The following is a 22,876-nucleotide window of genomic DNA, read 5'->3' as shown; positions in this document are numbered from 1 at the left end:
AAAGATTATTTAGTCCAATTATTTGGAGAAAGAGGCTAAGCAGATGATTGATTTAAAAAGGAATCTTTTCAAAATTGATGTCCGGGCACAAAAGGATGAAGAGAAAGTTTTCATGCGTACGGCGTGATAATCAGTAAGAAAAGATAGGCAAAGGCCTGTCTTTTTTGTTATAATAGAGGGAAAGACTAAATGTATAGGAAAATAGAATGAACAGTCAAGATTTAAAGAAACGTCAGGAGAAGATTCGTAATTTCTCCATTATTGCACATATTGACCATGGCAAATCTACTCTCGCTGATCGCATTTTGGAAAAGACAGAGACCGTTTCCTCTCGTGAAATGCAGGCCCAGTTACTAGACTCCATGGATTTGGAGCGTGAGCGTGGGATTACCATCAAGTTAAACGCCATTGAGCTTAATTATACGGCTAAGGATGGGGAAACGTACATTTTCCACCTTATTGATACCCCAGGGCATGTGGACTTTACTTATGAAGTATCTCGCTCGTTGGCAGCCTGCGAGGGAGCCATTCTAGTTGTTGATGCAGCGCAGGGAATTGAAGCGCAGACATTGGCTAATGTTTACCTAGCCCTCGACAATGATTTGGAAATTTTACCTGTTATCAATAAAATTGACTTGCCAGCTGCTGATCCTGAACGGGTTCGTCATGAAGTGGAAGATGTGATTGGGCTTGATGCTTCTGAGGCTGTTCTGGCGTCAGCCAAGGCTGGTATCGGGATTGAAGAGATTCTTGAGCAAATTGTTGAGAAGGTTCCTGCTCCTACGGGTGATGTGGATGCGCCTTTACAAGCCTTGATTTTTGACTCTGTTTACGATGCTTATCGAGGCGTTATCCTGCAAGTTCGGATTGTGAATGGTATTGTCAAACCTGGCGATAAAATTCAAATGATGTCGAATGGAAAAACCTTTGATGTCACAGAAGTTGGGATTTTCACTCCTAAGGCAGTTGGACGAGATTTCCTTGCGACGGGAGATGTTGGTTATGTTGCGGCTTCTATAAAAACAGTAGCGGATACTCGTGTGGGGGATACGGTAACTTTAGCTAATAACCCTGCTAAGGAAGCCTTGCATGGCTACAAACAAATGAATCCAATGGTCTTTGCAGGTATTTATCCGATTGAATCAAATAAATACAATGATTTGCGTGAAGCGCTTGAAAAATTACAACTGAATGATGCCAGTTTACAGTTTGAACCAGAAACGTCACAAGCTCTTGGCTTTGGTTTCCGTTGTGGATTCTTAGGTTTGCTTCATATGGACGTGATTCAAGAACGTTTAGAGCGTGAGTTTAACATTGATTTGATTATGACAGCACCGTCCGTGGTGTATCATGTTCACACAACTGATGGGGATATGATTGAAGTGTCTAATCCCTCAGAATTTCCGGATCCAACGCGGGTGGCTTCTATTGAAGAGCCTTATGTTAAAGCGCAAATCATGGTGCCACAAGAGTTCGTTGGGGCTGTTATGGAATTGTCGCAGCGCAAGCGTGGTGATTTTGTAACCATGGATTACATTGATGATAATCGTGTCAACGTGATTTACCAAATTCCACTGGCTGAAATTGTGTTTGATTTCTTTGATAAATTGAAATCATCAACGCGTGGCTATGCTAGTTTTGATTATGAAATTTCAGAATACCGCAAGTCACAACTGGTGAAAATGGATATTCTACTGAACGGGGATAAGGTTGATGCGCTCAGCTTTATTGTGCATAAAGAATTTGCTTATGAACGTGGGAAAATTATTGTTGAGAAATTGAAAAAAATCATTCCACGTCAACAATTTGAAGTGCCTATTCAAGCGGCTATCGGTCAAAAAATTGTTGCTCGTTCAGACATCAAGGCCCTTCGTAAAAACGTTTTGGCTAAGTGTTATGGTGGTGACGTGTCTCGTAAACGTAAATTGCTCGAAAAACAAAAAGCCGGTAAAAAACGCATGAAATCGATTGGTTCGGTAGAAGTCCCTCAAGAAGCTTTCTTGAGTGTTCTCTCAATGGATGACGATGCCAAAAAATAATGATTTTTGAAAAGTCAGATTACTTATCTGGCTTTTTTGGTCAGTTGGAATCTCTTAGAGACGTAAGAATTGGCTAATCAAGAGCAGTTTAGAACAGATTCTAAACAAATGGTTCAAGAGATTGTCGTTTTTTTGGTAGAATGAAAGCATTAACACACCTGAAAGGAGTTTCTCATGGAGACAAAAGATGACTTGAAAAAACGGATTGGCGACCTTTCTTATGAGGTTACCCAACATGCGGCGACAGAACGTCCTTTTACAGGGAAATATGATGATTTTTTTGAGAAGGGGATCTATGTCGATATTGTTAGTGGAGAGGTCTTGTTTTCATCACTGGATAAATTTAATTCTGGCTGTGGTTGGCCTGCTTTCTCAAAACCTATTGAAAATCGCATGGTCACGAACCACGATGACTCTTCTTATGGGATGAGACGGGTTGAAGTTAAAAGCCGGGAAGCGGGATCGCATTTGGGGCATGTCTTTAGTGACGGTCCTCAAGAAGCTGGAGGCTTGCGTTACTGTATCAATTCAGCAGCCCTTAAATTCATTCCTTATGAGCAGATGGAAAAAGAAGGCTATGCCCAATGGCTCACATTGTTTGATGAGAAATAATAGGTTTTCAAAATGACTGAAAAAGAAGCGCAGCTATTAGCCCAAGCAGAAGCCTGGGTCAAGGAAAAACTGGCAGCGGATGCTAGTGGTCATGATTTTTGGCATGTGAATCGTGTTTGTCGCTTGGCTAAGATTATCGCCCAAGAGGAAGAGGGAGATGTTTTCATCTGTCAGTTGGCAGCTCTCTTGCATGATATGGCTGATGACAAACTTAATGCTGATCCAAAGAAAGCTCGCCAAGATATTCTGACTTGGTTAGCTGGTCATGACGTATCGCAGAAGCAGTCTGATCAGGTCATGACGATTATTGATACGATCTCTTTTAAAGGCGGTCACGGGAAACCATTGACGAATTTGGAGGCTAAGATTGTTCAAGATGCTGATCGACTCGATGCTATTGGTGCCATTGGTATTGCCCGTTGTATGGCTTACTCAGGTCACACCGGTCGATTGATTCATGATCCTGATAGACTACCGAGAGAGACCATGACTGTTGAGGAATATCGTCAGGATGGGACAGCCATCATGCATTTTCATGAGAAATTACTGACCTTGAAAGAGCGCATGAATACCACTTACGGTCGTCAGCTTGCGGAGCATCGTCATCAGGTTTTGGTGTCTTATTTAGATGAATTTTATGCTGAATGGGATGGCTTGCGTTAAGAAATCAACTGGTATATTTTAAAAGACACGTATGGGTTATATCGAGTTATTCTGAGGTGTGTCATAGAATTAGTTTGAACAATCAAAACAGTTCATGACCATAAAAAGACCGTTGATGATTTGGACATCAAAATGAGTTGAAAAAAAGTAGTATAGGATTATGCTGGTGATGTCGTAACGAAGTCATTAGATGGTAGGTGAACATCTAAGAAGACAAGATAAAGGAGAACGGAAAATGTCTAGATTAAACTGGTTTTCAGGAGCAAATGAGCGCCAACAGCAAGCTTCGCTACTCATCAAAGATTTAGTGGCAGATTTGAAGCAAAGTGGTGGAAAAGAACCACTACAAAAAGTATTACTCTCTTTTGATGAGGAGTTAAAGAGAGGAGAGTCCTCTATCCCTTTTATTTTAAGTCGTATGACAGTGGCAGTTTTAACAGTTTTAAAGGAACATCAGATTACCTTGTCAGCGAAAGAATCTGCTCAATTGGATGACTTGTATGCCTTATTACAAATTCGATATGGTTATTAAATGACCATTTAACAGCAGATGGTCCTTTGATAGAACCAATTTGCTGATCAAAAACCTAAAACCTTTTATGGTTTTAGGTTTTTTGACTGTGTTCAGGATGATGAGAGGTTACAAGTAGCTGCCGGGCGGAAGTTACTTGACGCTTGATGAAAAGATAGGTAAACTAAAGCTAAGAAAGCTGGTGAGAAAATGGCAACCCTCTTAGATTATATAAAGACTAATGGGAATCGTGACTATCATAGTTTAGCCTTAAATGAATTAGATGTTGCGGTGGTTAATGAAATTGGTTACCTGGCTTTTGATGAGTTAGTGGCTGATGATAATCACCTAGAGGCGACAATTAAACTAAGTCAGTTGCCTTTACTGCAGACTAGAGAAATCAAGGGGGCTCCCTATGATTTTTTAAACACAAAAGAACGGTTGGATCTCTTTCAAATGATGTGTCAGTCAAAGCGGTTTTCAGAACTGACCTTATCGCACTATATCAATGACATCAATACTGAGTTTGAAAAGCAGTTTGCAGCTATGGTGTTTCGTCTTCCTTCGATTGATTATACTCAACTGGTTTTTCGAGGGACCGATGACAGTTTGATTGGATGGAAAGAGGATTTCAAGCTTACTTATATGCGGGAAATTCCAGCTCATCGCTCCGCCATAGACTACCTTAAATCCTATCACACCTATTACCCTAATCAAAAATTAGTCTTGAGTGGGCATTCTAAAGGAGGAAACCTAGCCTTGTATGCCGCTAGTTTTGTGCCAAAGAATGTGCAAGCCTCTCTCAAGGACATTTATCTTTTTGACTCGCCTGGTCTCATCAAAGAATTTCTTACTCATCCAGGTTACCAAGCCATTCGCCGTCGACTGGTTGTGATAAAGCCACAAGATGCTATTATAGGTGTTATGCTTTATTGTGATGTACCTGAAAAAATTGTTCAGAGCCAGTCTTATGGGTTGTTTCAACATCAAGTGGTTAATTGGCAAATCACGCCGAATGCTCAATTTAAAAGAGTACCTAAGCGAAGCGCACTTAGTTATGATTTAGAAGAAACGTTTAAAGACTGGACCAATCAGTTATCAAAACAAGATCTGAAACTATTGTGTGATACTTTTTTTGATTGTTTGGCTTCTACTGGGATCACTAGTCTAAATGCCTTTAGTATTGACGATAAGGCGTTTTTAACCTTGATGCGGGTAATCAGTTCATTACAGTCTATTGATCATGAGAAAAAGAAGGTGATGGTAAAATCCCTTGACCAATTGATGGTAACCTATGGTAGTTATCGTCGTCGAGATATTTCTGAAAATATCCATAATCACCTGCAACAGTTGTTGGCGCTTACAAAGGGGATCAAATAACCCAATGGTTGACTCACCAAAGCTAAATGACAGGAATGTTGAGGAATGAGGGTCAATTTTACAAGCCTTTGTAAAAGGTCTATAATAGGGAATGAAAAAGGAGGTTAGTATGTCAACTTATTTAAGAAAACTTCCAGGCTTGTTACTTTGTCTGCTTTTAGCTCTTCCAGCCTGGTATTTAGGGCGCTTATTTCCCATTATTGGAGCACCTGTTTTTGCTATTCTTTTAGGAATGTTGTTAGCCTTGTTTTATCACAATAGTGACAAGACTAAAGAGGGAATTAGTTTTACATCCAAGTATATTTTGCAAACAGCAGTTGTTTTGCTTGGTTTTGGATTAAACTTAACCCAAGTTATGGCAGTGGGCATGCAGTCTTTACCGATTATCGTTTCAACCATTGCTACCGCGCTGTTAGTTGCCTATGGCCTGCAAAAGTGGTTAGGCTTGGATGTGAATACGGCTACTTTGGTGGGTGTAGGTTCTTCCATTTGTGGGGGATCAGCGATTGCAGCGACAGCTCCTGTCATTAAGGCAAAGGATGATGAGATTGCCAAGGCTATTTCAGTCATTTTTCTCTTTAATATTTTAGCAGCTTTGCTATTTCCAAGTTTAGGACAATTATTAGGCTTATCTAATGAAGGTTTTGCTATTTTTGCTGGGACAGCTGTTAACGACACCTCTTCCGTGACTGCAACGGCCACGGCCTGGGATGCCATTCACCATTCCAATACACTAGATGGCGCAACCATTGTCAAGTTGACTCGCACCTTGGCTATTATTCCAATTACTTTAGGCTTATCTCTTTACCGAGCTAAAAAAGAGCATGAAATCGTTACAGAAGAAGGCTTCAGCCTTAGTAAGTCATTCCCTCGTTTCATCCTCTTCTTTTTATTAGCTTCCCTCATTACAACGCTGATGACCAGCTTTGGTGTGTATGCCGATGTTTTCAACTCCCTCAAAGTATTATCCAAATTCTTTATTGTTATGGCTATGGCAGCGATTGGTTTAAATACAAACCTGGTTAAATTAATCAAGACGGGCGGTCAAGCTATCCTTTTAGGGGCTATTTGCTGGGTAGCCATTACTCTTGTCAGTCTAGGCATGCAATTCGCTTTGGGCATTTGGTAATCAGACACGAGAAATCAGTTTGACTGGTTTCTTTTTTTGTACCTTATTTGTGTAGAATTGTCTACATTTTAAAGAGAATAATGCATTTTTAAAACGTTTTCATTTGATAAAATAAACTTATCGTTAAACCAGTTCAGTAAAGACAACTGGTTGAGATAAGCAATTATCGTTTATTCAGCAGTTTTTGTTAACAGAGGAGGATAGGAATGAAACGAAAATTTCTCATTGGTAGTCACGGTAGACTAGCCAGTGGTTTGCAAAGTTCCATCGACATTTTAGCAGGGATGGGTCAGTCACTTGAAATCATTGATGCTTATGTTGATGATAGTGATTATACTAGCCAGATTGATGACTTTATCGCTGGGGTAGCAGCAGATGAACAGGGCCTCATTTTTACTGATTTATTAGGTGGTAGTGTGAATCAGAAAATGGTAACGGCTGTGATGGCCAGTGGTAAAGATAATATTTTTTTAATCACAAATAGTAATCTAGCGACCTTGTTATCAGTGATGTTTTTGAACCCTGATGAGGCGCTTACTAAAGACGAAATTGTAACCGTTATCAATGAGTCTCAGGTTCAGTTGGTTGACTTGAGCCCTGCTACGGATTCAGAAGATGACTTTTTTGATTAATATCTAGGAGGAAGACAAATGATTACCCAAATTCGTGTTGATGATCGCTTGATTCATGGTCAAGTTGCAGTTGTCTGGACCAAAGAGTTGAATGCTCCACTCTTAGTTGTGGCCAACGATGAAGCTGCTAAAAATGAGATCACTCAAATGACCCTAAAAATGGCTGTACCAAATGGCATGAAATTGCTTATCCGTTCTGTTGAAGAATCTATTAAGCTCTTTAATGACCCACGCGCCAAAGACAAGCGTATCTTTGTTATTGTGAATTCTGTCAAAGATGCCTGCGCCATCGCAAAAGAAGTTCCAGACTTAGAAGCTGTTAATGTGGCTAATGTGGGACGCTTTGATAAGTCAGATCCAGCAAGCAAGGTTAAGGTGACACCAAGTCTTTTGTTGAACCCAGAAGAAATGGCTGCCGCAAAAGAATTAGCAAGTTTGCCAAATCTTGATGTCTTTAACCAAGTATTGCCATCCAATACCAAGGTTCATTTGAGCCAATTAGTCAACTAAAGAGAGGTAAAAAGTATGTTAGTACCAGCAACAATGGCAGCATTAGCTGTGTTGATTTGTTTTGGGGGAAATTATTTAACCGGTCAAAGCATGATGGAAAGACCTTTGGTGGTTGGTTTGGTCACAGGTCTTCTTTTAGGAGACATGAAGGTCGGCATTTTAATGGGAGCTTCTCTAGAAGCCCTCTTCCTAGGAAATGTTAATATTGGTGGTGTGATTGCTGCAGAACCTGTAACGGCAACTGCTATGGCAACAACCTTTACCATTATTTCACATATTGACCAAAAAGCAGCTATGACTCTAGCTGTTCCAATCGGAATGTTGGCAGCTTTTGTCGTCATGTTCTTAAAAAATGTCTTCATGAATATCTTTGCTCCAATGGTTGATAAAGCAGCTGAAGCTAACCATCAAGGTCAGTTAGTGATGCTTCACTACGGTACTTGGATTATCTATTACTTGATCATTGCCGCTATTTCTTTTATTGGTATTTTAGTAGGAAGTGGTCCGGTAAATGCCTTTGTGGAACACATTCCTCAAAACCTCATGAATGGGCTAAGTGCCGCAGGTGGCCTCTTGCCAGCCGTCGGTTTTGCCATGCTGATGAAATTATTGTGGACCAACAAATTAGCTGTTTTTTACCTATTGGGCTTTGTCTTAACAGCTTATTTGAAATTACCAGCTGTGGCCGTAGCTGCGCTTGGAGCAGTTATATGTGTGATTAGTTCCCAACGTGATTTGGAATTGGATGCTATCACTAAGGGAGCCTTTAGCAATCAGACAAGCTTTGACTCAAAAGAATCAGAAGAGGAGGATTTCTTCGCATGACATCACAAGATAATTTGACCAGAGAAGAACGCAAAATGTTGCGCTCAGTCTTCTGGCGCTCATGGACGATGAATGCCAGCCGTACAGGTGCAACCCAGTATCATGCTGTTGGTGTGATTTACACCCTTTTACCTGTTATTAATCATTTTTACAAAACAGATAAAGATAAGGCAGACGCGCTGGTTAGACATACGACATGGTTCAATGCCACCATGCACATCAATAACTTTATCATGGGTCTTGTGGCATCGATGGAAAAGAAAAATAGTGAAGATCCTGAATTTGATGCCAGTGCCATTACGGCGGTAAAAGCATCCCTAATGGGACCTATTTCCGGCGTTGGAGATTCCTTCTTCTGGGGAATTCTTCGAGTTATTGCTGCAGGAATTGGGATTTCCTTGGCAAGTACAGGGTCAGCCATGGGTGCTGTTGTCTTCTTGCTCTTGTATAATATCCCTGCTTTTATCATTCATTATTACAGTCTTTATGGCGGTTATTCTGTTGGTGCAGGCTTTATCAAAAAACTTTACGAATCTGGTGGCATCAAAATTGTGACCAAAACCTCAAGCATGCTTGGGTTGATGATGGTTGGATCAATGACCGCTTCAAATGTGAAATTCAAAACCATTCTTACGGTTGCTGCGAAAGGTGCCAAAGAAGCAGCTTCTATTCAAGATTACCTTGATCAGTTATTTATTGGCATTGTACCGCTTTTGGTAACTTTGGCAGCCTTTTGGCTCTTACGTAAAAAGGTTAATATCAACTGGATTATGTTTGGTATCATGTTCCTTGGCATTATTCTTGGCCTTTTAGGCATTTGCTAATAATCTCCTAGCAACAAAGGTAAGTAAGATAAGTTTTCTTGTCTTACTTATCTTTTTTCATTAATGGCAAGACGTGATGCGATGCAATATTTCTGGAAAAAACCTGTTAGCGGTTAAGAATCTGCTATAATGTAAGGAGACAAAAATGCGAGGTAACCAGGTGGAAGAAAAGTTTAAACAACGATTGCAAAAGGACATTTCACGGCATTTTTCTTACCAATCACTCATGTTATCAGTGCTTTTGATTGGTCTTTTTGTCATTTTCTCTCTAGCCCCACAGCAAATTGGCTTGTACCGCGATGTCAATACGATTGCGGACCGTTACCACCGTTTCGTGACTAAGCAAAAGAATTTGTTAGAAGACTTAGGAAAAACGAGTGTTGAGCCTTTTCTAAATGGAGGCATTAGCGCTGAAGAGTTGAGCAAACACTATTTTCATCTTCGGCAAACAAGTCAATTGTCAACTGATCTTTTTATCTTTTCCCAAAACCAAACCCTTTTGTTTGCTAGCAATCCCCATCTGGGTTCTTTTCTGAGCAAATCGGTTTATATCCAGGAAGTTTTGGCAGGAGCAAAGACCAAAAAGCCTTTCTTTAGAATAACAATGGATAATGAAGAAGGTCATTATCTGATGGTGATTAAGCCAATAATCAGCCAAGAAAAAGTTAAAGGGCATGTCTTTTTAGTCATGAATGGTAAAGATTTTCTCCATCCAAGTAAGACCTTGACCTCTGATTTGGTCATTGCAGATCGACTAGATAATACTTTTACCTTTACCAACCGTGATTTTATCACTTCCAGTTTGGATAAGGTTAATAGTTCCTTGTTGCAAGACTACTTTGTTTTCCAAAATCATCGTGCCTTTGTCGTGAGAAAAGTAGCACTGCAAGGAAATCTCTGGTTATACATGTACCGACCGCTGATTCCGATTACGTCAGTTGTCTTGTTCTCACTCATTTCTTCTCTTATTATTTTTGTGATTTTACAGCGCAAATCGAGTGGCTTGGCCAATCGTATTGCAGCTAAAAATTCGATAGCCATCAATCAAATGGTTCAAGAGATGGGAGCTATTTCTCGCCAGGAAAAAAGCCGGATTGACTTGGACAGCCAAGACGAATTTCAATATTTATCTGCTCAGATTAATCACATGGTGGAACAATTACAGGAACTACATGACAAGACCTTGGCCTTGGAAACGCAAAAATTGGTGTTTGAAAAACGGATGTTGGAAGCTCAGTTTAACCCTCATTTTCTCTACAATACTTTAGAAACCATTTTAATCACTAGCCATTACGATCCAGTTTTAACTGAAAAAATTGTTATTCAGCTCACCAAATTACTGCGGTATAGTCTGACAGATTCCACCAAACCTGTCCTACTCAAAGATGATTTAAGTGTGATTGATTCTTACTTGGTCATCAATCAGGTGCGTTTTGAAGAATTACAATACTGTTTTCACCTCTCGCTAGACCTTGAAAACCTCACAGTGCCAAAGTTGTTTTTACTCCCTTTAATTGAAAATGCTATAAAATATGGATTAAAAGAACGTCACGATGTCCGGATTGAGATAGCTTGTTATTGCAAAGACAATCACATTGTCTTTACGGTGAGTGACAACGGCTCAGGAATATCACCTCAAAAGCAATTAACCATTCGAGAACAACTGGAAGCGGCAGAATCTCATCATGGACTGGTTAATTCTTACCGTCGTCTCAAACATCATTTTTCAGAAGTGTCATTGGAGTTTGCCCAAGAAGACGACCAGTTCACTGTCAGCTATCATGTGAAGGAGTAGTCAATGTATAAATTAGTGATTATTGAAGATGAACATATTATCCGAAAATGGCTGCGCTACGCCGTTGACTATGAGTCTTTAGGAATTGTCGTTGTAGGCGAGGCTAAAGATGGTAAAGCAGGCGCTGCCTTGATCCGAGAGTGTCAGCCACATATTGTCCTGACAGACATTAACATGCCCATCATGACCGCATTTGACATGTTTGAAGAGACCAAGGAACAGACCTATGCCAAAATTATCTTATCAGGCTATGCCGATTTTCCTAATGCACAATCAGCCATTCATTATGGTGTTCTGGAATTTTTAACCAAACCGATCGAAAAAGCTGCTCTTTGGGATTGTCTTCAAAGCATCGTTGATCAGATAGAAAGTCAAAAGAAAGCAGGCAGACAGGAAAGTTCCTCTCTATACCTTCCTTTACCGCAGGTGAATGATCAGTTTCCTGACATTGTCAAAGCTATTCTGAATTGGGTACATGAGCATTTTCAAGATAAAATTACCACAGGTCAATTGGCTCATGAGTTGGGATATAGTGAAAGTTACCTTTATCAAATCGTAAAAAAACACCTTCAAATGACTTTGAATGAGTATATCAACCAATACCGTATTAACCAGGCCATTCAACTAATGGAAAAAGAGCCGGACTTAATGGTATACCAAATAGCAGAAGCAGTTGGGATTTATGATTATCGTTATTTTGACAGGGTGTTCAAAAAATACCTTGGCCAGACAGTCAAAGCTTTTAAAGAACATCATTTTCTGAAAACACACGAAGGAGCTTGTCATGAGAAAAACTAATTGGAATTGGAGGATTAGCCTGGTTCTTTTGGTTCTTTTTCTTCTTCTTGGCATTTGCACTCTTGCCAATTCATCACCTTCTAAAACATTACCATCAAAAGAACTCGTGATTTTGAGTCCGAATAGCCAAACGATTTTGACCGGAACCATTCCTGCTTTTGAGGAAAAATATGGGATTAAGGTTAAGATTATCCAAGGAGGGACTGGCCAGCTCATTGATCGCTTGCGCCAGAAGAGAAGTTCTTTGAAAGCTGACATTTTCTTTGGAGGCAATTACACGCAATTTGAAAGTCATAAACACTTATTTGAATCTTACCTGTCTCCTGAGGTAGCGACAGTCCTTCCAGATTACCAATTGCCTAGTGACCGAGCCACTCCCTACACCATTAATGGCAGTGTCTTGATTGTGAATAATGAATTGGCACAAGGACTTAGCATCACAAGTTATGAAGATCTCCTTCAACCAGCTTTAAAAGGAAAGATAGCTTTTGCTGACCCGAATAAGTCTTCCAGTGCTTTTTCGCAGTTAACAAATATATTACTTGCTAAGGGTGGCTATACTCATTCAGAAGCTTGGGATTATGTGAAGCAATTGCTCATCAATACCAATTCAATGAGGGCTGCTAGTTCGTCGGATGTCTACCAATCTGTCGCTGAAGGAAAGATGATTGTTGGGTTAACCTATGAAGATCCTTGCATTAATCTCCAAAAGAGCGGCGCCAACGTTTCGATTGTCTACCCTAGAGAAGGGACAGTGTTTGTTCCTTCATCTGTGGCCATTGTCAGAAATGCTCCAGCGATGGAAGAAGCCAAGTTGTTCATTAATTTTATGCTTTCTCGAGATGTGCAACATGCGTTTGGTCAGTCAACCAGTAACAGACCCGTTCGTCAAGACGCTCAGACAAGTCATGACATGAAACCACTTGAGGAGATTACTACTCTAAAAGAAGATTATGCCTATGTGACCAAGCATAAGAAAAAGATATTAAACACCTACAACCAATTGGAGAAAGATCTGGAGGATATTAAAGAATGACTGGACGGAGAACTGTTTCAGTCTTGGAAAAGAGGCTTTAAAGCCTTTTTTTCTATGGTATAATAAAAAGGAAGTTCCCTTAAGAAAGTCAGGATTATGTCACCAAAAACCATTGATATTGAAAAATACCATCAACTTGCTTTGCAACGGCAGGCTGAACACCGAAAGTTTTTAGCAGCCTTAAAGAAAAAACCACCTAAACATCTCGATAAGATCGTCCAAGACATTCATCAAGAGGTTTTTCAAGAGATTGATTGCACGTCCTGTGCTAACTGTTGTAAAGATTTAGGGCCTGACTTGACAGAGTCTGATATTGTCAAAATTGCCAAGCTCTTTCGGATGAAGTTGGCAACCTTTGAAAAAACTTATTTGCGCGTGGATGAGGATGGTGATAAGGTTTTCCAGTCCATGCCTTGCCCGTTTTTAGGCGGGGACAATCTTTGTGGCATTTATGATGTGAGACCCAAAGCCTGCCGAGAATTCCCTCACACAGACCGCAAAAAAATCTACCAGATTAATCACCTCACGCTCAAGAATACCTTGATTTGTCCAGCAGCTTACGAGTTTGTGGAACGCTTAAGGAAGCGTTTAGACAATTGTTAAACTTCATGAGAGGGCGGTTTGTCTCTAGTTTTCGTCGGGAGGTGCCTGTTGAATGGATACCTTGCTTTTTATCAGAGTGACTGGCATAGATTGCTGATTTTTCAATGATAAAAGAAGGAGCAAGTAGTATAGTATATAGTAATTATAGACTAAAAAGGAGTACCTAATGACAACAGAATTTGAGAAAATGAATCGCGGCGAATGGTATGATGCTAATTTTGATGCTGAACTCATTCAAAAACGCATGGAAGCACAAGATCTATGTTTTGATTTAAACCAATTAAAACCTAGTCGAGAAGAGGAGCGTTCTACTATTCTAAAACAACTCATGGGGCAGGCCTTTGATGGTTTAGTCCTGCTTAGTCCTTTTATGTGTGATTATGGCACAAATATCACTTTTGGGAAGAATTGCTTTGTGAATAGTAATTGTTACTTCATGGATGGTGCAAAGATTACCTTGGGAGACAATGTCTTTGTTGGTCCTTCGACAGGCTTTTACACGGCCAATCATCCTTTAGACTATAAACGCCGCAATGAGGGTCTGGAAAAGGCGTTACCAATTACCATAGGTGATAATGTCTGGTTTGGTGCGAATGTCAATGTCATGCCTGGTGTCACCATCGCCAGTGGCTGTGTGATTGCTTCAGGTTCAGTCGTCACTCATGATATTCCAGCTAATTCCCTCGCAGCTGGTGTCCCTTGCCAAGTTGTCAGAGAAATCGAACAGGAGTAGAAAGTGAGGCAAAAAGTGCATTACAAATTTCTTTTTTTCGATCTTGACCATACCTTACTTGATTTTGATGCGGCAGAAGAGGTTGCCTTGACCAAGTTGCTAGAAGAATATCAAGTTACTGATATTAAGGCCTATAAGGACTACTATAAACCGATGAACCAAAACCTGTGGAAACAATTGGAACATGGAGATATTAGTAAAGTAGACTTGATTAATTCTCGTTTTGCTCTGTTATTTGCTCATTTTGGAGTGACGGTTGATGGTAGGCAGTTAGCAGAAGCTTATCAAAAGCATTTAAAGTATCAAGGGCAAGTTTATGTTGGTGCTAAGGAATTGTTAGAAAAACTAGTCGCCAAAGGCTACAACCTATATGCGGCAACCAATGGTATCGCAACAATCCAACAAGGTCGATTGGAAGCGTCTGGTTTGGTGCCTTACTTCAAAGCCATTTTTATTTCGGAACAGTCGGGTAGTCAAAAACCTAACAAAGCTTTCTACGATTGGATGACCCAGCAGGTGCCTCATTACCAACCTGACCAAGCTTTGATGATTGGGGACAGTTTATCGGCTGATATTCAAGGGGGAATTAATGCTGGCATGGATACCTTGTGGTATAACCCAAAGCACCTCCTAAATAACAGTCCTGTCCATCCGACTTATGAGGTGTCAGATTATCAAGCCCTGCTGACCTCTATTGTCGGAACAACTGACAATAGCCTTTAAAATAGCGTAGCCATTTTTTGAAATCGATTTCAATTTCTGATAGACTAAAGGTATTAAGAAAAGGAGGCTATATGTGATGGCTTATCAAACAATTTACCCTTATACAAATGAAGTCCTTCATGCATTCGATAACATGACCGACCAAGGTGTGGCAGATGTTCTTGAAAGAGCTCACCTTCTCTATAAAAAATGGCGTCAGGAAGATCATTTAGAAGAACGTAAAGCCCAGCTTCATCAAGTGGCTAATATTCTTCGTCGTGACCGAGACAAATACGCTGAAATCATGACCAAAGATATGGGAAAACTGTTCACAGAAGCCCAAGGTGAAGTAGATCTTTGTGCCGATATTGCTGATTACTATGCTGATAAGGCAGATGAATTTTTGATGTCTACGCCACTAGAAACAGATTCTGGTCAGGCTTACTATTTGAAACAATCAACAGGTGTTATCCTAGCTGTTGAGCCTTGGAATTTTCCTTACTATCAAATCATGCGGGTCTTTGCGCCAAACTTTATTGTTGGAAACCCAATGGTTTTAAAACACGCTTCCATTTGCCCACGCTCTGCCCAATCTTTCGAAGAATTAGTTCTTGAAGCTGGTGCTGAAGTAGGTAGTTTTACCAATTTGTTTATTTCTTATGACCAAGTATCACAAGTGATTGCTGATAAACGTGTGGTTGGTGTCTGCTTGACAGGTTCCGAACGTGGAGGAGCTAGCATTGCAGAAGAAGCTGGTAAAAACTTGAAAAAAACAACCCTTGAATTGGGTGGTGATGATGCCTTTATTATCCTTGATGACGCGGATTGGGATCAATTAGAGAAGGTTCTTTACTTCTCTCGTCTCTACAATGCAGGACAAGTATGTACCTCATCGAAACGTTTTATCGTGCTTGACAAAGACTATGACCGTTTCAAAGAATTATTAACAAAAGTCTTCAAAACAGCTAAATGGGGTGACCCAATGGATCCCGAAACGACGTTGGCACCATTATCATCAGCTCAAGCTAAAGAAGATGTTCTTGACCAAATTAAGTTGGCCTTGGATCATGGTGCGGAACTGGTTTATGGTGGTGAAGCGATTGATCATCCAGGTAATTTCGTCATGCCAACCATTATTGCTGGCCTCACAAAAGACAACCCTGTTTACTACCAAGAAATCTTTGGACCAGTTGGTGAAATCTACAAAGTGGCTTCAGAAGAAGAAGCAATCGAAGTGGCTAACGACTCTAACTATGGTCTTGGAGGTACTATCTTTAGTAGCAATCAAGAGCATGCGGAAGCAGTGGCTGCTAAGATTGAAACTGGTATGTCCTTTATCAACTCAGGCTGGACTAGTCTTCCAGAGCTCCCATTTGGTGGGATTAAAAATTCAGGCTATGGCCGTGAATTGAGTGAGCTTGGCTTTACCTCCTTTGTAAACGAACACCTTATCTACACCCCAAATCAACAGTAATTTTTCAACCCCTAAGGACATAGTGCTTGTTTTTAGGGGTTCTTTTGGAGATATTATGGACATCAATGTTTTTGCAACAGATATGGATGGCACATTTTTAACAGATGCTAATGATTATGACCGTCAGCGCTTTGCCCATGTTTTTGAGGGTTTACAGGCACAGGGGAAACGCTTTGTTGCCATCAGTGGCAATCAATACGACCAAATCAAAAGATTTTTCAAAGACTACGCTCACCAGATAACGATAGTCAGTGAAAATGGTGCCTACATCAACCAAGGAGCCCTAGGGCTCTTTTTGAGGTCAAAAACCTAAATTTTTGATAAACTAGTAGCATGAATGAACTGATTAAACACAAGCTAGAACTCTTGCCAGATAGTCCTGGTTGCTACTTGCATAAGGACAAAGAGGGAACCATTATCTATGTAGGTAAAGCTAAGAATTTGAAGAACCGAGTGCGGTCTTATTTTCGTGGTAGCCATGATACCAAAACAGAATTATTGGTCTCTGAGATTGCCGATTTTGAATTTATTGTGACCGAATCAAATACTGAGGCACTCTTGCTTGAAATCAACTTGATTCAAGAAAACATGCCCAAATATAATATCAAGCTCAAAGATGACAAGTCTTATCCTTTTATCAAAATCACCAATGAAACCTTTCCTCGCCTGCTTATTACGAGACAAATTAAGAAAAATGATGGCCTATACTTTGGACCCTATCCAGATTCGTACACCGCTAACGAAGTGAAAAAATTGCTGGATCGCATTTTTCCCTTTAAGAAATGTAAAAACCCTGTCAATAAGGTCTGTTTTTATTACCATTTAGGACAGTGTTGTGCTCATACTATCTGCCATACAGATAAGGCTTATTGGGATGGTCTGGTAGAGGATGTCAAACACTTTTTGAATGGTAAGGATGACAAGATTATTGAGGGGCTGCGGGCAAAAATGTTAGCAGCTTCTGAAGAAATGGCATTTGAACGTGCCGCTGAATATCGAGATTTGATTTCAGGTATTGCCACCATGCGTACAAAGCAGCGGGTGATGAGCAAGGACTTACAAGACAGGGATATTTTTGGCTACTTTGTTGATAAGGGATGGATGTGTGTCCAAGTCTTCTTTGTCCGTCAAGGGAAATTAATTCAGCGTGATGTTAATCTTTTTCCCTACTACAACGATGCAGAAGAAGATTTTTTAACCTATATGGGGCAGTTTTATCAAGATAAACAGCATTTCATCCCCAAAGAAGTCTTTATTCCAGAAGCTATTGACGAAGAACTAGTAGCCGCTATTGTGCCAACAAAAATCATCAAACCAAAACGGGGTGAGAAAAAACAATTGGTGGCTTTGGCGACTAAGAATGCACGTGTTAGCCTTCAGCAAAAATTTGATTTGTTGGAAAAAGATATTAAGAAAACTAGCGGTGCCATTGACAATCTAGGCCACTTGTTAGGGATTGACAAGCCAGTCCGCATTGAGGCTTTTGATAATTCCAACATTCAAGGGACAAGCCCCGTAGCGGCTATGGTTGTTTTTGTTGACGGGAAACCTAGTAAGAAAGATTATCGTAAATTTAAGATTAAAACAGTGGTGGGCCCAGATGATTATGCCAGCATGAGGGAAGTGATTTTTCGAAGGTATAGCCGCGTTAAACATGAAGGACTGGTAGCTCCTGATTTAATCATCATTGATGGTGGGCTAGGGCAAGTCAATGCGGCCAGAGAAGTGATTGAAGACCGACTAGGTTTAACGATTCCTATTGCGGGCTTGCAAAAAAATGATAAGCACCAGACCCATGAATTACTCTTTGGCAAGCCACTCAAGGTAGTCCCCTTACCCCGTAATTCAGAAGAATTTTTTCTCTTGCATCGCATCCAAGATGAGGTGCACCGCTTTGCGATTACTTTCCACCGACAGGTTCGCAGTAAAAATTCATTCTCTTCGAAATTGGATAAGATTCCAGGACTAGGTCCGAAGCGCAAGCAGATACTGCTTAAACATTTTAAAACCATGACAGCCATTGCATCAGCTAGTCCAGATGAGATTCATTCGTTAGGGATTCCTAGAGCGGTGGCATCAGCTGTCCATCAGCATCTGACAGACGGTCAGCAAAGTTAATCACAATTAAAAACGCCTGAAACATTTCTGTCTCAGACGTTTTTCTTTTTATCTTAGTGACTTTGAACGTTTTTCAATAGCTGACTAAATGATAACAATCCTTGGGTTTCGTAAGTTTCTGTGAATTGACGCACAAGGTCAGTATCGTATGTTTCAGAATCCAAACGTAACTGTTCCACAGGAAGAGGACGATCGTTAGCGATTTTAACGTCAATTACCACAGGACCAGTAGCTCCTTGAGCATCTTGGAAAGCCACTTTGAGTTCTGCTAAACTATGAACCGTAAAGCCTTTAGCGCCTATGGCACTAGCAGCTTTACCAAAATCAATATCCATGAGGTCAATGCCAGAATGGGGTTGTGGCATATCGTCTTGCTCTGCTTCAATAAAACCTAGGCTTTCATTGGTCAAAATCAAGTTGATGATTGGCATGCGGTATTTGACAGCCGTTGCAATATCTTGCATGTTCATGGTCCAACCACCATCTCCTGAAATGGACCAAACCTGACGGTCGGGGTAGGCTGCTTGAGCTCCAATAGCTGCTGGAAGGGCATAACCCATGGTAGCATACCAACCGCTAGTCGTAAAGGCTTGTTGATCATTCATTTTGAGGAAGCGAACGGCGTCAATGGTAACATTGCCTACATCAATTTGGAAGATAGCATCTTTAGTGGCCATGTTATTAATAGCTTTAAAGACAGGTTCTACACGTAAAGGTTCACGGTCGTCATCTTCAAAAGAGGTTATCCACTCTTGCCAATTCTTCTTATTGGCCAAAGCAACACGGTACCAATCTGTTTCAGGTAATTCTCTGCCTTTTTCAAGCAAGGCCTTGATGGTTTGTTTGGCATCGGCAAGAATAGCTAAATCAACGTGATGTCTGCGACCAAATTTGGTACCGTCAATATCCACTTGAATATATGTCGTGTCATCTTGAATAAAGTGTCCTTGGAAAGGCATGTCTGTTCCGAATGTAATAATGGTGTCAGCTTGCTGTAGCATCTCAACCCCTGGCTTACTAGCTACCCGACCAGCAGACCCCATATAGAGTTCAAAATCATCGGGAACAATACCTTTAGCAGGTGCTGAACTTAAAATTGGCGCTTTTAGTTGTTTTGCCAAGGCCATAATATCTTCTCTCGCCCCACGAGTACCAAGCCCAATATAAATGAGAGGGCGTTTGGCTGCTTGTAAGAGAGCTAGCGCTTGATCAATGTGTTCAGGATTTGGAACTGACAACAAAGGTTTTTGATAATGCACTGCGGTTGAGACATAAGTGTCTTCGATATCTTGCCATCCTAAATCTTTTGGAATGGTTACCACAGCAACCCCTTTGTGGGCATAGACTTGCCGGATTGCCTCATCCACGACATAAGGCAATTGTTCGGCTGTCATAACAGTACGGTTGTAAATGGCAACATCCTCAAACATGGGGTTTTCATTTAATTCTTGGAAATAAGATTTATTCATGTTGAAGGTTGGTACTTGACCAATGAGGGCAAGTAGAGGCACGCCATCGTGTTTAGCATCATATAATCCATTGAGCAAATGAACAGCTCCAGGTCCAGCAGAGCCAAAGGTGACACCAATACGACCAGTGACCTTAGCTTCTCCGACTGCAGCAAGAGCCCCAGCTTCTTCGTGGCGCACTTGAATGTACTGAATACTGTTTTGGCGATTGTATAGAGCATTCATGGTGGAATCAAAGGATCCGCCAGGAAGTCCATAAATGGTTTTAACGCCCCAAGCCTCAATAACTTTTATCATCGCATCAGATGCTTTTATCTTACTCATACGAATGTCCTCCTTTAGCTAATGACAAAACACGACCTTGAAGGAAAGTCGTGTTGCAATTCAGATAGCTGGATACCCTGTAGAGATATTTCCCTAACTGAGGTGAATTGTAGCAGACTTTCCTGTTGGTCAGTCTTAATATTATTCTGATATAGCTATCTTACTGCTCAAAAAGAAATAAGTCAAGAAACTTGCACTAATTAGTAATAAAAAATAGAAATGTCGTGAAATTGTGATTTTCAGAAGGCTTTAAACACTTTTTATGGTAAAATGAAAGGGTATTAAAAATCAGAATTAGATAGGAAGTTTTGAGATGAAATTTCTAGAATTGAACAAAAAACGTCATGCCATTAAGACCTTTAATGACAAGCCAGTTGACTATAATGACTTGCGAACGGCGATTGAAATTGCGACTCTAGCACCTAGTGCTAACAATATTCAACCATGGAAATTTGTAGTGGTTCAAAAGAAAAAAGATGAGCTTGCTAAAGGCTTACCGCTAGCAAATAAACTTCAGGTAGAACAGGCTCAATATGTGATTGCCTTATTTTCAGATACTGATTTGGCCTTGCGTTCTCGTAAAATTGCTCGTATTGGTGTCAAATCATTGCCAGACGACTTAATTGGTTATTACATGGAAACATTGCCACCACGATTTGCTTCGTTTAACGAGGTTCAAACAGGTGAATATTTAGCTATTAATGCTGGTATTGTGGCTATGAACTTGGTGTTAGCTTTGACGGATCAAAAAATAGCATCTAATATTATTCTTGGTTTTGATAAGTCAACGACCAATGAGATTTTAGACATTGATTCGCGTTTCCGTCCAGAATTGCTGATTACAGTTGGCTACAGTGATGAAAAACCAGAACCTAGTTATCGTCTACCCGTTGACGAAGTGATTGAAAGAAGGTAATTATTATCTACATCGTCTCACGCTGTTAGCGTCAGCTGATAAATACCTCTTGATGGTTTTACCTTATCTGACAGCTAAAGCAAGATGTTCTTTTACTCCTCGTTGTATAGACTAGGAAATCTAGGACTTTTAATAATGATGACCTTTTTAAGGAAAGAAATATAAGAAGGAGAAAAAATGACAAGTATCGATTTTAAAGCAGAAGTTGACAAACGTAAAGAAGCCATGTTAGCAGATTTAGTTGACCTGTTACGCATCAATTCAGAACGCGATGACACATTAGCTGATGACAAACATCCCTTTGGACCAGGACCAGTTAAGGCCTTGGAGCATTTCCTCGCAATGGCTGAGCGTGATGGTTACAAAACGCGTAATATCGATAATTATGCAGGTGACTTTGAATTTGGCCAAGGTGATGAAGTGCTAGGAATCTTTGGTCACCTTGACGTTGTGCCAGCTGGTAGCGGTTGGGAGACGAATCCTTATGAGCCAGTGATTAAAGATAACCGTATCTATGCGCGTGGATCTTCTGATGACAAAGGACCAACCATGGCATGTTATTATGCCCTCAAAATTATTAAAGAGTTGGGCCTTCCTGTGTCTAAAAAGGTACGGTTTATCGTTGGTACCGATGAAGAATCTGGTTGGGGTGATATGGATTATTACTTTGCCCATAACGGTTTGAAAAATCCAGACTTTGGTTTCTCACCAGATGCTGAATTCCCAATTATCAACGGTGAAAAAGGAAACATCACCGAATACCTCCATTTCGCTGGTGACAATAATGGTGCTTTTGTGCTTCATCGCTTCCAAGGTGGATTGCGTGAAAACATGGTACCAGAATCTGCAACAGCTGTCATCACGGCACCGCATGACCTTAATGTGCTAGAAGCAGCCTTGGAGCAATTTTTATCAGAATATGGTGTTAAAGGCTCTATGAAGGCTACTGATGGTAAAATTGAAGTAACTATTATTGGGAAGTCTGCTCACGGGTCGACTCCAGAAGCTGGAATCAATGGTGCCACCCTACTGGCTAAATTCCTGAATCAATTTACCTTTGAAGGGGCTGCTAAAGATTATTTACATGTGGCAGGTGAAGTGCTTCATGAAGACTTTGCGGCAGAAAAACTAGGCCTTGCTTATACCGACGACCGTATGGGAGCCTTGAGCATGAATGCGGGTGTCTTCAACTTTGATAGTCAATCAGCTGACAATACCATCGCCTTGAATTTCCGTTATCCAAAAGGAATTGATGCGGCAACCTTAAAAGCAGGATTGGAAAAATTACCAGGATTAACTAAGGTAAGCCTTTCTGATCATGAGCATACACCTCATTATGTGCCAATGGATGATGAATTAGTATCTACCTTGCTTGCTGTTTACGAAAAACAAACAGGTCTTAAAGGCTACGAACAAGTTATCGGCGGAGGAACCTTTGGTCGTTTGCTAGAACGTGGTGTGGCCTTTGGAGCGATGTTCCCAGGTGATGAAAACACCATGCACCAAGCAAACGAATACATGCCTTTGGAAAACATCTATCGCTCAGCAGCTATTTATGCTGAAGCTATCTATGAATTAATTAAATAAGATGTTTATGACAGCAAAAAGAGCTGGAACAGTGTTCCAGCTCTCAGATTGAAGACAAACATCGATTTGGTGTTTGTCTTTTTTAGTGTTTTTAGATAAAAATGGCTGTTTCCGTGCTTAAACCACCTCATCTGAACAAAATAAAAAGGCTCTCCCGCCATCCTTTTGACCAGTTTTTTGAGATTTAAGCATGCCA

The 22,876-nt window shown here is 40.5% G+C and carries 22 protein-coding genes and 1 pseudogene; 21 read left to right on the top strand and 2 right to left on the bottom strand.

Translation table 11 applies throughout. The features are described from left to right. Nucleotides 1-206 precede the first annotated feature (206 nt). From lepA to uvrC, 19 genes are all read left to right on the top strand, one after another. Nucleotides 207-2,039, top strand: coding sequence for a translation elongation factor 4 (lepA, locus tag ACYTR8_RS08655; protein ID WP_111716682.1), 1,833 nt, complete (start codon nt 207-209; stop codon nt 2,037-2,039). 174 nt (nt 2,040-2,213) lie between these two features. Continuing rightward, a complete protein-coding gene (gene msrB, locus ACYTR8_RS08650) occupies nt 2,214-2,651 on the top strand; it encodes a peptide-methionine (R)-S-oxide reductase MsrB (protein ID WP_111716680.1) in 438 nt (145 codons plus the stop codon). 12 nt (nt 2,652-2,663) lie between these two features. Continuing rightward, a complete protein-coding gene (locus ACYTR8_RS08645) occupies nt 2,664-3,314 on the top strand; it encodes an HD domain-containing protein (protein ID WP_479642015.1) in 651 nt (216 codons plus the stop codon). Between the two features lie 235 nt (nt 3,315-3,549). Further along, nucleotides 3,550-3,846 (top strand): bacteriocin immunity family protein, encoded by a 297-nt coding sequence (locus ACYTR8_RS08640; protein ID WP_479642014.1) that lies wholly within the window; start codon nt 3,550-3,552, stop codon nt 3,844-3,846. A 189-nt stretch (nt 3,847-4,035) separates the two neighbouring features. Then, a complete protein-coding gene (locus ACYTR8_RS08635; RefSeq protein ID WP_479642013.1) occupies nt 4,036-5,205 on the top strand; it encodes an Mbeg1-like protein in 1,170 nt (389 codons plus the stop codon). A 109-nt stretch (nt 5,206-5,314) separates the two neighbouring features. Continuing rightward, nucleotides 5,315-6,334 carry a YeiH family protein gene (locus ACYTR8_RS08630; RefSeq protein ID WP_479642012.1) on the top strand — a complete coding sequence of 340 codons (1,020 nt, stop codon included), beginning with the start codon at nt 5,315-5,317 and terminating at the stop codon, nt 6,332-6,334. A 206-nt stretch (nt 6,335-6,540) separates the two neighbouring features. Beyond that, on the top strand, nt 6,541-6,966 hold the full coding sequence (locus ACYTR8_RS08625) for a PTS sugar transporter subunit IIA (RefSeq protein WP_111716667.1): 426 nt from the start codon (nt 6,541-6,543) through the stop codon (nt 6,964-6,966). 18 nt (nt 6,967-6,984) lie between these two features. Beyond that, entirely contained in the window at nt 6,985-7,476 is a 492-nt protein-coding gene (locus ACYTR8_RS08620; protein ID WP_003051135.1) for a PTS sugar transporter subunit IIB, read from the top strand. Nucleotides 7,477-7,491: 15 nt separating this feature from the next. Continuing rightward, a complete protein-coding gene (locus tag ACYTR8_RS08615; protein WP_479642011.1) occupies nt 7,492-8,301 on the top strand; it encodes a PTS mannose/fructose/sorbose/N-acetylgalactosamine transporter subunit IIC in 810 nt (269 codons plus the stop codon). Further along, nucleotides 8,298-9,125 (top strand): PTS system mannose/fructose/sorbose family transporter subunit IID, encoded by an 828-nt coding sequence (locus ACYTR8_RS08610; RefSeq protein WP_003051128.1) that lies wholly within the window; start codon nt 8,298-8,300, stop codon nt 9,123-9,125. Before ACYTR8_RS08615 ends, ACYTR8_RS08610 begins: the two co-directional genes overlap by 4 nt. A 145-nt stretch (nt 9,126-9,270) precedes the next feature. Then, the gene (locus ACYTR8_RS08605) at nt 9,271-10,920 is read left to right on the top strand and encodes a sensor histidine kinase (protein ID WP_269760636.1); all 1,650 of its coding nucleotides are present in this window, start codon (nt 9,271-9,273) and stop codon (nt 10,918-10,920) included. 3 nt (nt 10,921-10,923) lie between these two features. Next, the gene (locus tag ACYTR8_RS08600; RefSeq protein WP_269760637.1) at nt 10,924-11,718 is read left to right on the top strand and encodes a response regulator transcription factor; all 795 of its coding nucleotides are present in this window, start codon (nt 10,924-10,926) and stop codon (nt 11,716-11,718) included. Further along, nucleotides 11,705-12,754 carry an extracellular solute-binding protein gene (locus ACYTR8_RS08595; RefSeq protein WP_111716660.1) on the top strand — a complete coding sequence of 350 codons (1,050 nt, stop codon included), beginning with the start codon at nt 11,705-11,707 and terminating at the stop codon, nt 12,752-12,754. The genes ACYTR8_RS08600 and ACYTR8_RS08595 overlap by 14 nt, the downstream gene beginning before the upstream one ends. 96 nt (nt 12,755-12,850) lie before the next feature. Next, a complete protein-coding gene (locus ACYTR8_RS08590; protein WP_479642010.1) occupies nt 12,851-13,357 on the top strand; it encodes a YkgJ family cysteine cluster protein in 507 nt (168 codons plus the stop codon). Nucleotides 13,358-13,523: 166 nt separating this feature from the next. Continuing rightward, entirely contained in the window at nt 13,524-14,090 is a 567-nt protein-coding gene (locus ACYTR8_RS08585; protein WP_269760638.1) for a sugar O-acetyltransferase, read from the top strand. Nucleotides 14,091-14,105: 15 nt separating this feature from the next. Continuing rightward, entirely contained in the window at nt 14,106-14,813 is a 708-nt protein-coding gene (gene pynA, locus ACYTR8_RS08580) for a pyrimidine 5'-nucleotidase PynA (protein ID WP_479640299.1), read from the top strand. Between the two features lie 76 nt (nt 14,814-14,889). After that, nucleotides 14,890-16,266 (top strand): NAD-dependent succinate-semialdehyde dehydrogenase, encoded by a 1,377-nt coding sequence (locus ACYTR8_RS08575; protein WP_269760639.1) that lies wholly within the window; start codon nt 14,890-14,892, stop codon nt 16,264-16,266. Nucleotides 16,267-16,321: 55 nt separating this feature from the next. Further along, nucleotides 16,322-16,579, top strand: coding sequence for an HAD hydrolase family protein (locus tag ACYTR8_RS08570; RefSeq protein WP_269760640.1), 258 nt, complete (start codon nt 16,322-16,324; stop codon nt 16,577-16,579). Between the two features lie 20 nt (nt 16,580-16,599). After that, nucleotides 16,600-18,384 carry an excinuclease ABC subunit UvrC gene (gene uvrC, locus ACYTR8_RS08565; RefSeq protein ID WP_479642009.1) on the top strand — a complete coding sequence of 595 codons (1,785 nt, stop codon included), beginning with the start codon at nt 16,600-16,602 and terminating at the stop codon, nt 18,382-18,384. A gap of 53 nt (nt 18,385-18,437) precedes the next feature. On the opposite strand, the gene spxB is transcribed toward uvrC, so the two are convergent. Beyond that, a complete protein-coding gene (spxB, locus tag ACYTR8_RS08560; protein WP_479642008.1) occupies nt 18,438-20,177 on the bottom strand; it encodes a pyruvate oxidase in 1,740 nt (579 codons plus the stop codon). Nucleotides 20,178-20,490: 313 nt separating this feature from the next. Here spxB and ACYTR8_RS08555 point away from each other — a divergent pair, with 313 nt between their 5' ends. Next, the gene (locus ACYTR8_RS08555; protein ID WP_269760643.1) at nt 20,491-21,093 is read left to right on the top strand and encodes a nitroreductase family protein; all 603 of its coding nucleotides are present in this window, start codon (nt 20,491-20,493) and stop codon (nt 21,091-21,093) included. A gap of 177 nt (nt 21,094-21,270) precedes the next feature. After that, nucleotides 21,271-22,680 (top strand): dipeptidase PepV, encoded by a 1,410-nt coding sequence (gene pepV / locus ACYTR8_RS08550; RefSeq protein WP_479642007.1) that lies wholly within the window; start codon nt 21,271-21,273, stop codon nt 22,678-22,680. 5 nt (nt 22,681-22,685) lie between these two features. Here pepV and ACYTR8_RS08545 read toward each other — a convergent pair. Beyond that, nucleotides 22,686-22,876 (bottom strand): annotated as a pseudogene (locus tag ACYTR8_RS08545) (IS5/IS1182 family transposase); the annotation flags it as partial.

The organism is Streptococcus sp. F2 (assembly GCF_056500955.1).
The sequence above is the reverse complement of the archived record's forward strand: the minus strand, read 5'-3'. Positions and strand labels throughout refer to the sequence as shown.

Bases quoted from the DNA above. Each gene is read 5' to 3' on its own strand.
- spxB (WP_479642008.1), bottom strand. From the start codon at position 20,177: ATGAGTAAGATAAAAGCATCTGATGCGATGATAAAAGTTATTGAGGCT.
- ACYTR8_RS08625 (WP_111716667.1), top strand. From the start codon at position 6,541: ATGAAACGAAAATTTCTCATTGGTAGTCACGGTAGACTAGCCAGTGGT.
- uvrC (WP_479642009.1), top strand. From the start codon at position 16,600: ATGAATGAACTGATTAAACACAAGCTAGAACTCTTGCCAGATAGTCCT.
- ACYTR8_RS08635 (WP_479642013.1), top strand. From the start codon at position 4,036: ATGGCAACCCTCTTAGATTATATAAAGACTAATGGGAATCGTGACTAT.
- ACYTR8_RS08595 (WP_111716660.1), top strand. From the start codon at position 11,705: ATGAGAAAAACTAATTGGAATTGGAGGATTAGCCTGGTTCTTTTGGTT.
- msrB (WP_111716680.1), top strand. From the start codon at position 2,214: ATGGAGACAAAAGATGACTTGAAAAAACGGATTGGCGACCTTTCTTAT.
- ACYTR8_RS08585 (WP_269760638.1), top strand. From the start codon at position 13,524: ATGACAACAGAATTTGAGAAAATGAATCGCGGCGAATGGTATGATGCT.
- lepA (WP_111716682.1), top strand. From the start codon at position 207: ATGAACAGTCAAGATTTAAAGAAACGTCAGGAGAAGATTCGTAATTTC.
- ACYTR8_RS08645 (WP_479642015.1), top strand. From the start codon at position 2,664: ATGACTGAAAAAGAAGCGCAGCTATTAGCCCAAGCAGAAGCCTGGGTC.
- ACYTR8_RS08630 (WP_479642012.1), top strand. From the start codon at position 5,315: ATGTCAACTTATTTAAGAAAACTTCCAGGCTTGTTACTTTGTCTGCTT.
- ACYTR8_RS08570 (WP_269760640.1), top strand. From the start codon at position 16,322: ATGGACATCAATGTTTTTGCAACAGATATGGATGGCACATTTTTAACA.
- ACYTR8_RS08600 (WP_269760637.1), top strand. From the start codon at position 10,924: ATGTATAAATTAGTGATTATTGAAGATGAACATATTATCCGAAAATGG.
- ACYTR8_RS08555 (WP_269760643.1), top strand. From the start codon at position 20,491: ATGAAATTTCTAGAATTGAACAAAAAACGTCATGCCATTAAGACCTTT.
- ACYTR8_RS08620 (WP_003051135.1), top strand. From the start codon at position 6,985: ATGATTACCCAAATTCGTGTTGATGATCGCTTGATTCATGGTCAAGTT.
- ACYTR8_RS08615 (WP_479642011.1), top strand. From the start codon at position 7,492: ATGTTAGTACCAGCAACAATGGCAGCATTAGCTGTGTTGATTTGTTTT.
- ACYTR8_RS08575 (WP_269760639.1), top strand. From the start codon at position 14,890: ATGGCTTATCAAACAATTTACCCTTATACAAATGAAGTCCTTCATGCA.
- ACYTR8_RS08640 (WP_479642014.1), top strand. From the start codon at position 3,550: ATGTCTAGATTAAACTGGTTTTCAGGAGCAAATGAGCGCCAACAGCAA.
- ACYTR8_RS08605 (WP_269760636.1), top strand. From the start codon at position 9,271: ATGCGAGGTAACCAGGTGGAAGAAAAGTTTAAACAACGATTGCAAAAG.
- ACYTR8_RS08590 (WP_479642010.1), top strand. From the start codon at position 12,851: ATGTCACCAAAAACCATTGATATTGAAAAATACCATCAACTTGCTTTG.
- pepV (WP_479642007.1), top strand. From the start codon at position 21,271: ATGACAAGTATCGATTTTAAAGCAGAAGTTGACAAACGTAAAGAAGCC.
- ACYTR8_RS08610 (WP_003051128.1), top strand. From the start codon at position 8,298: ATGACATCACAAGATAATTTGACCAGAGAAGAACGCAAAATGTTGCGC.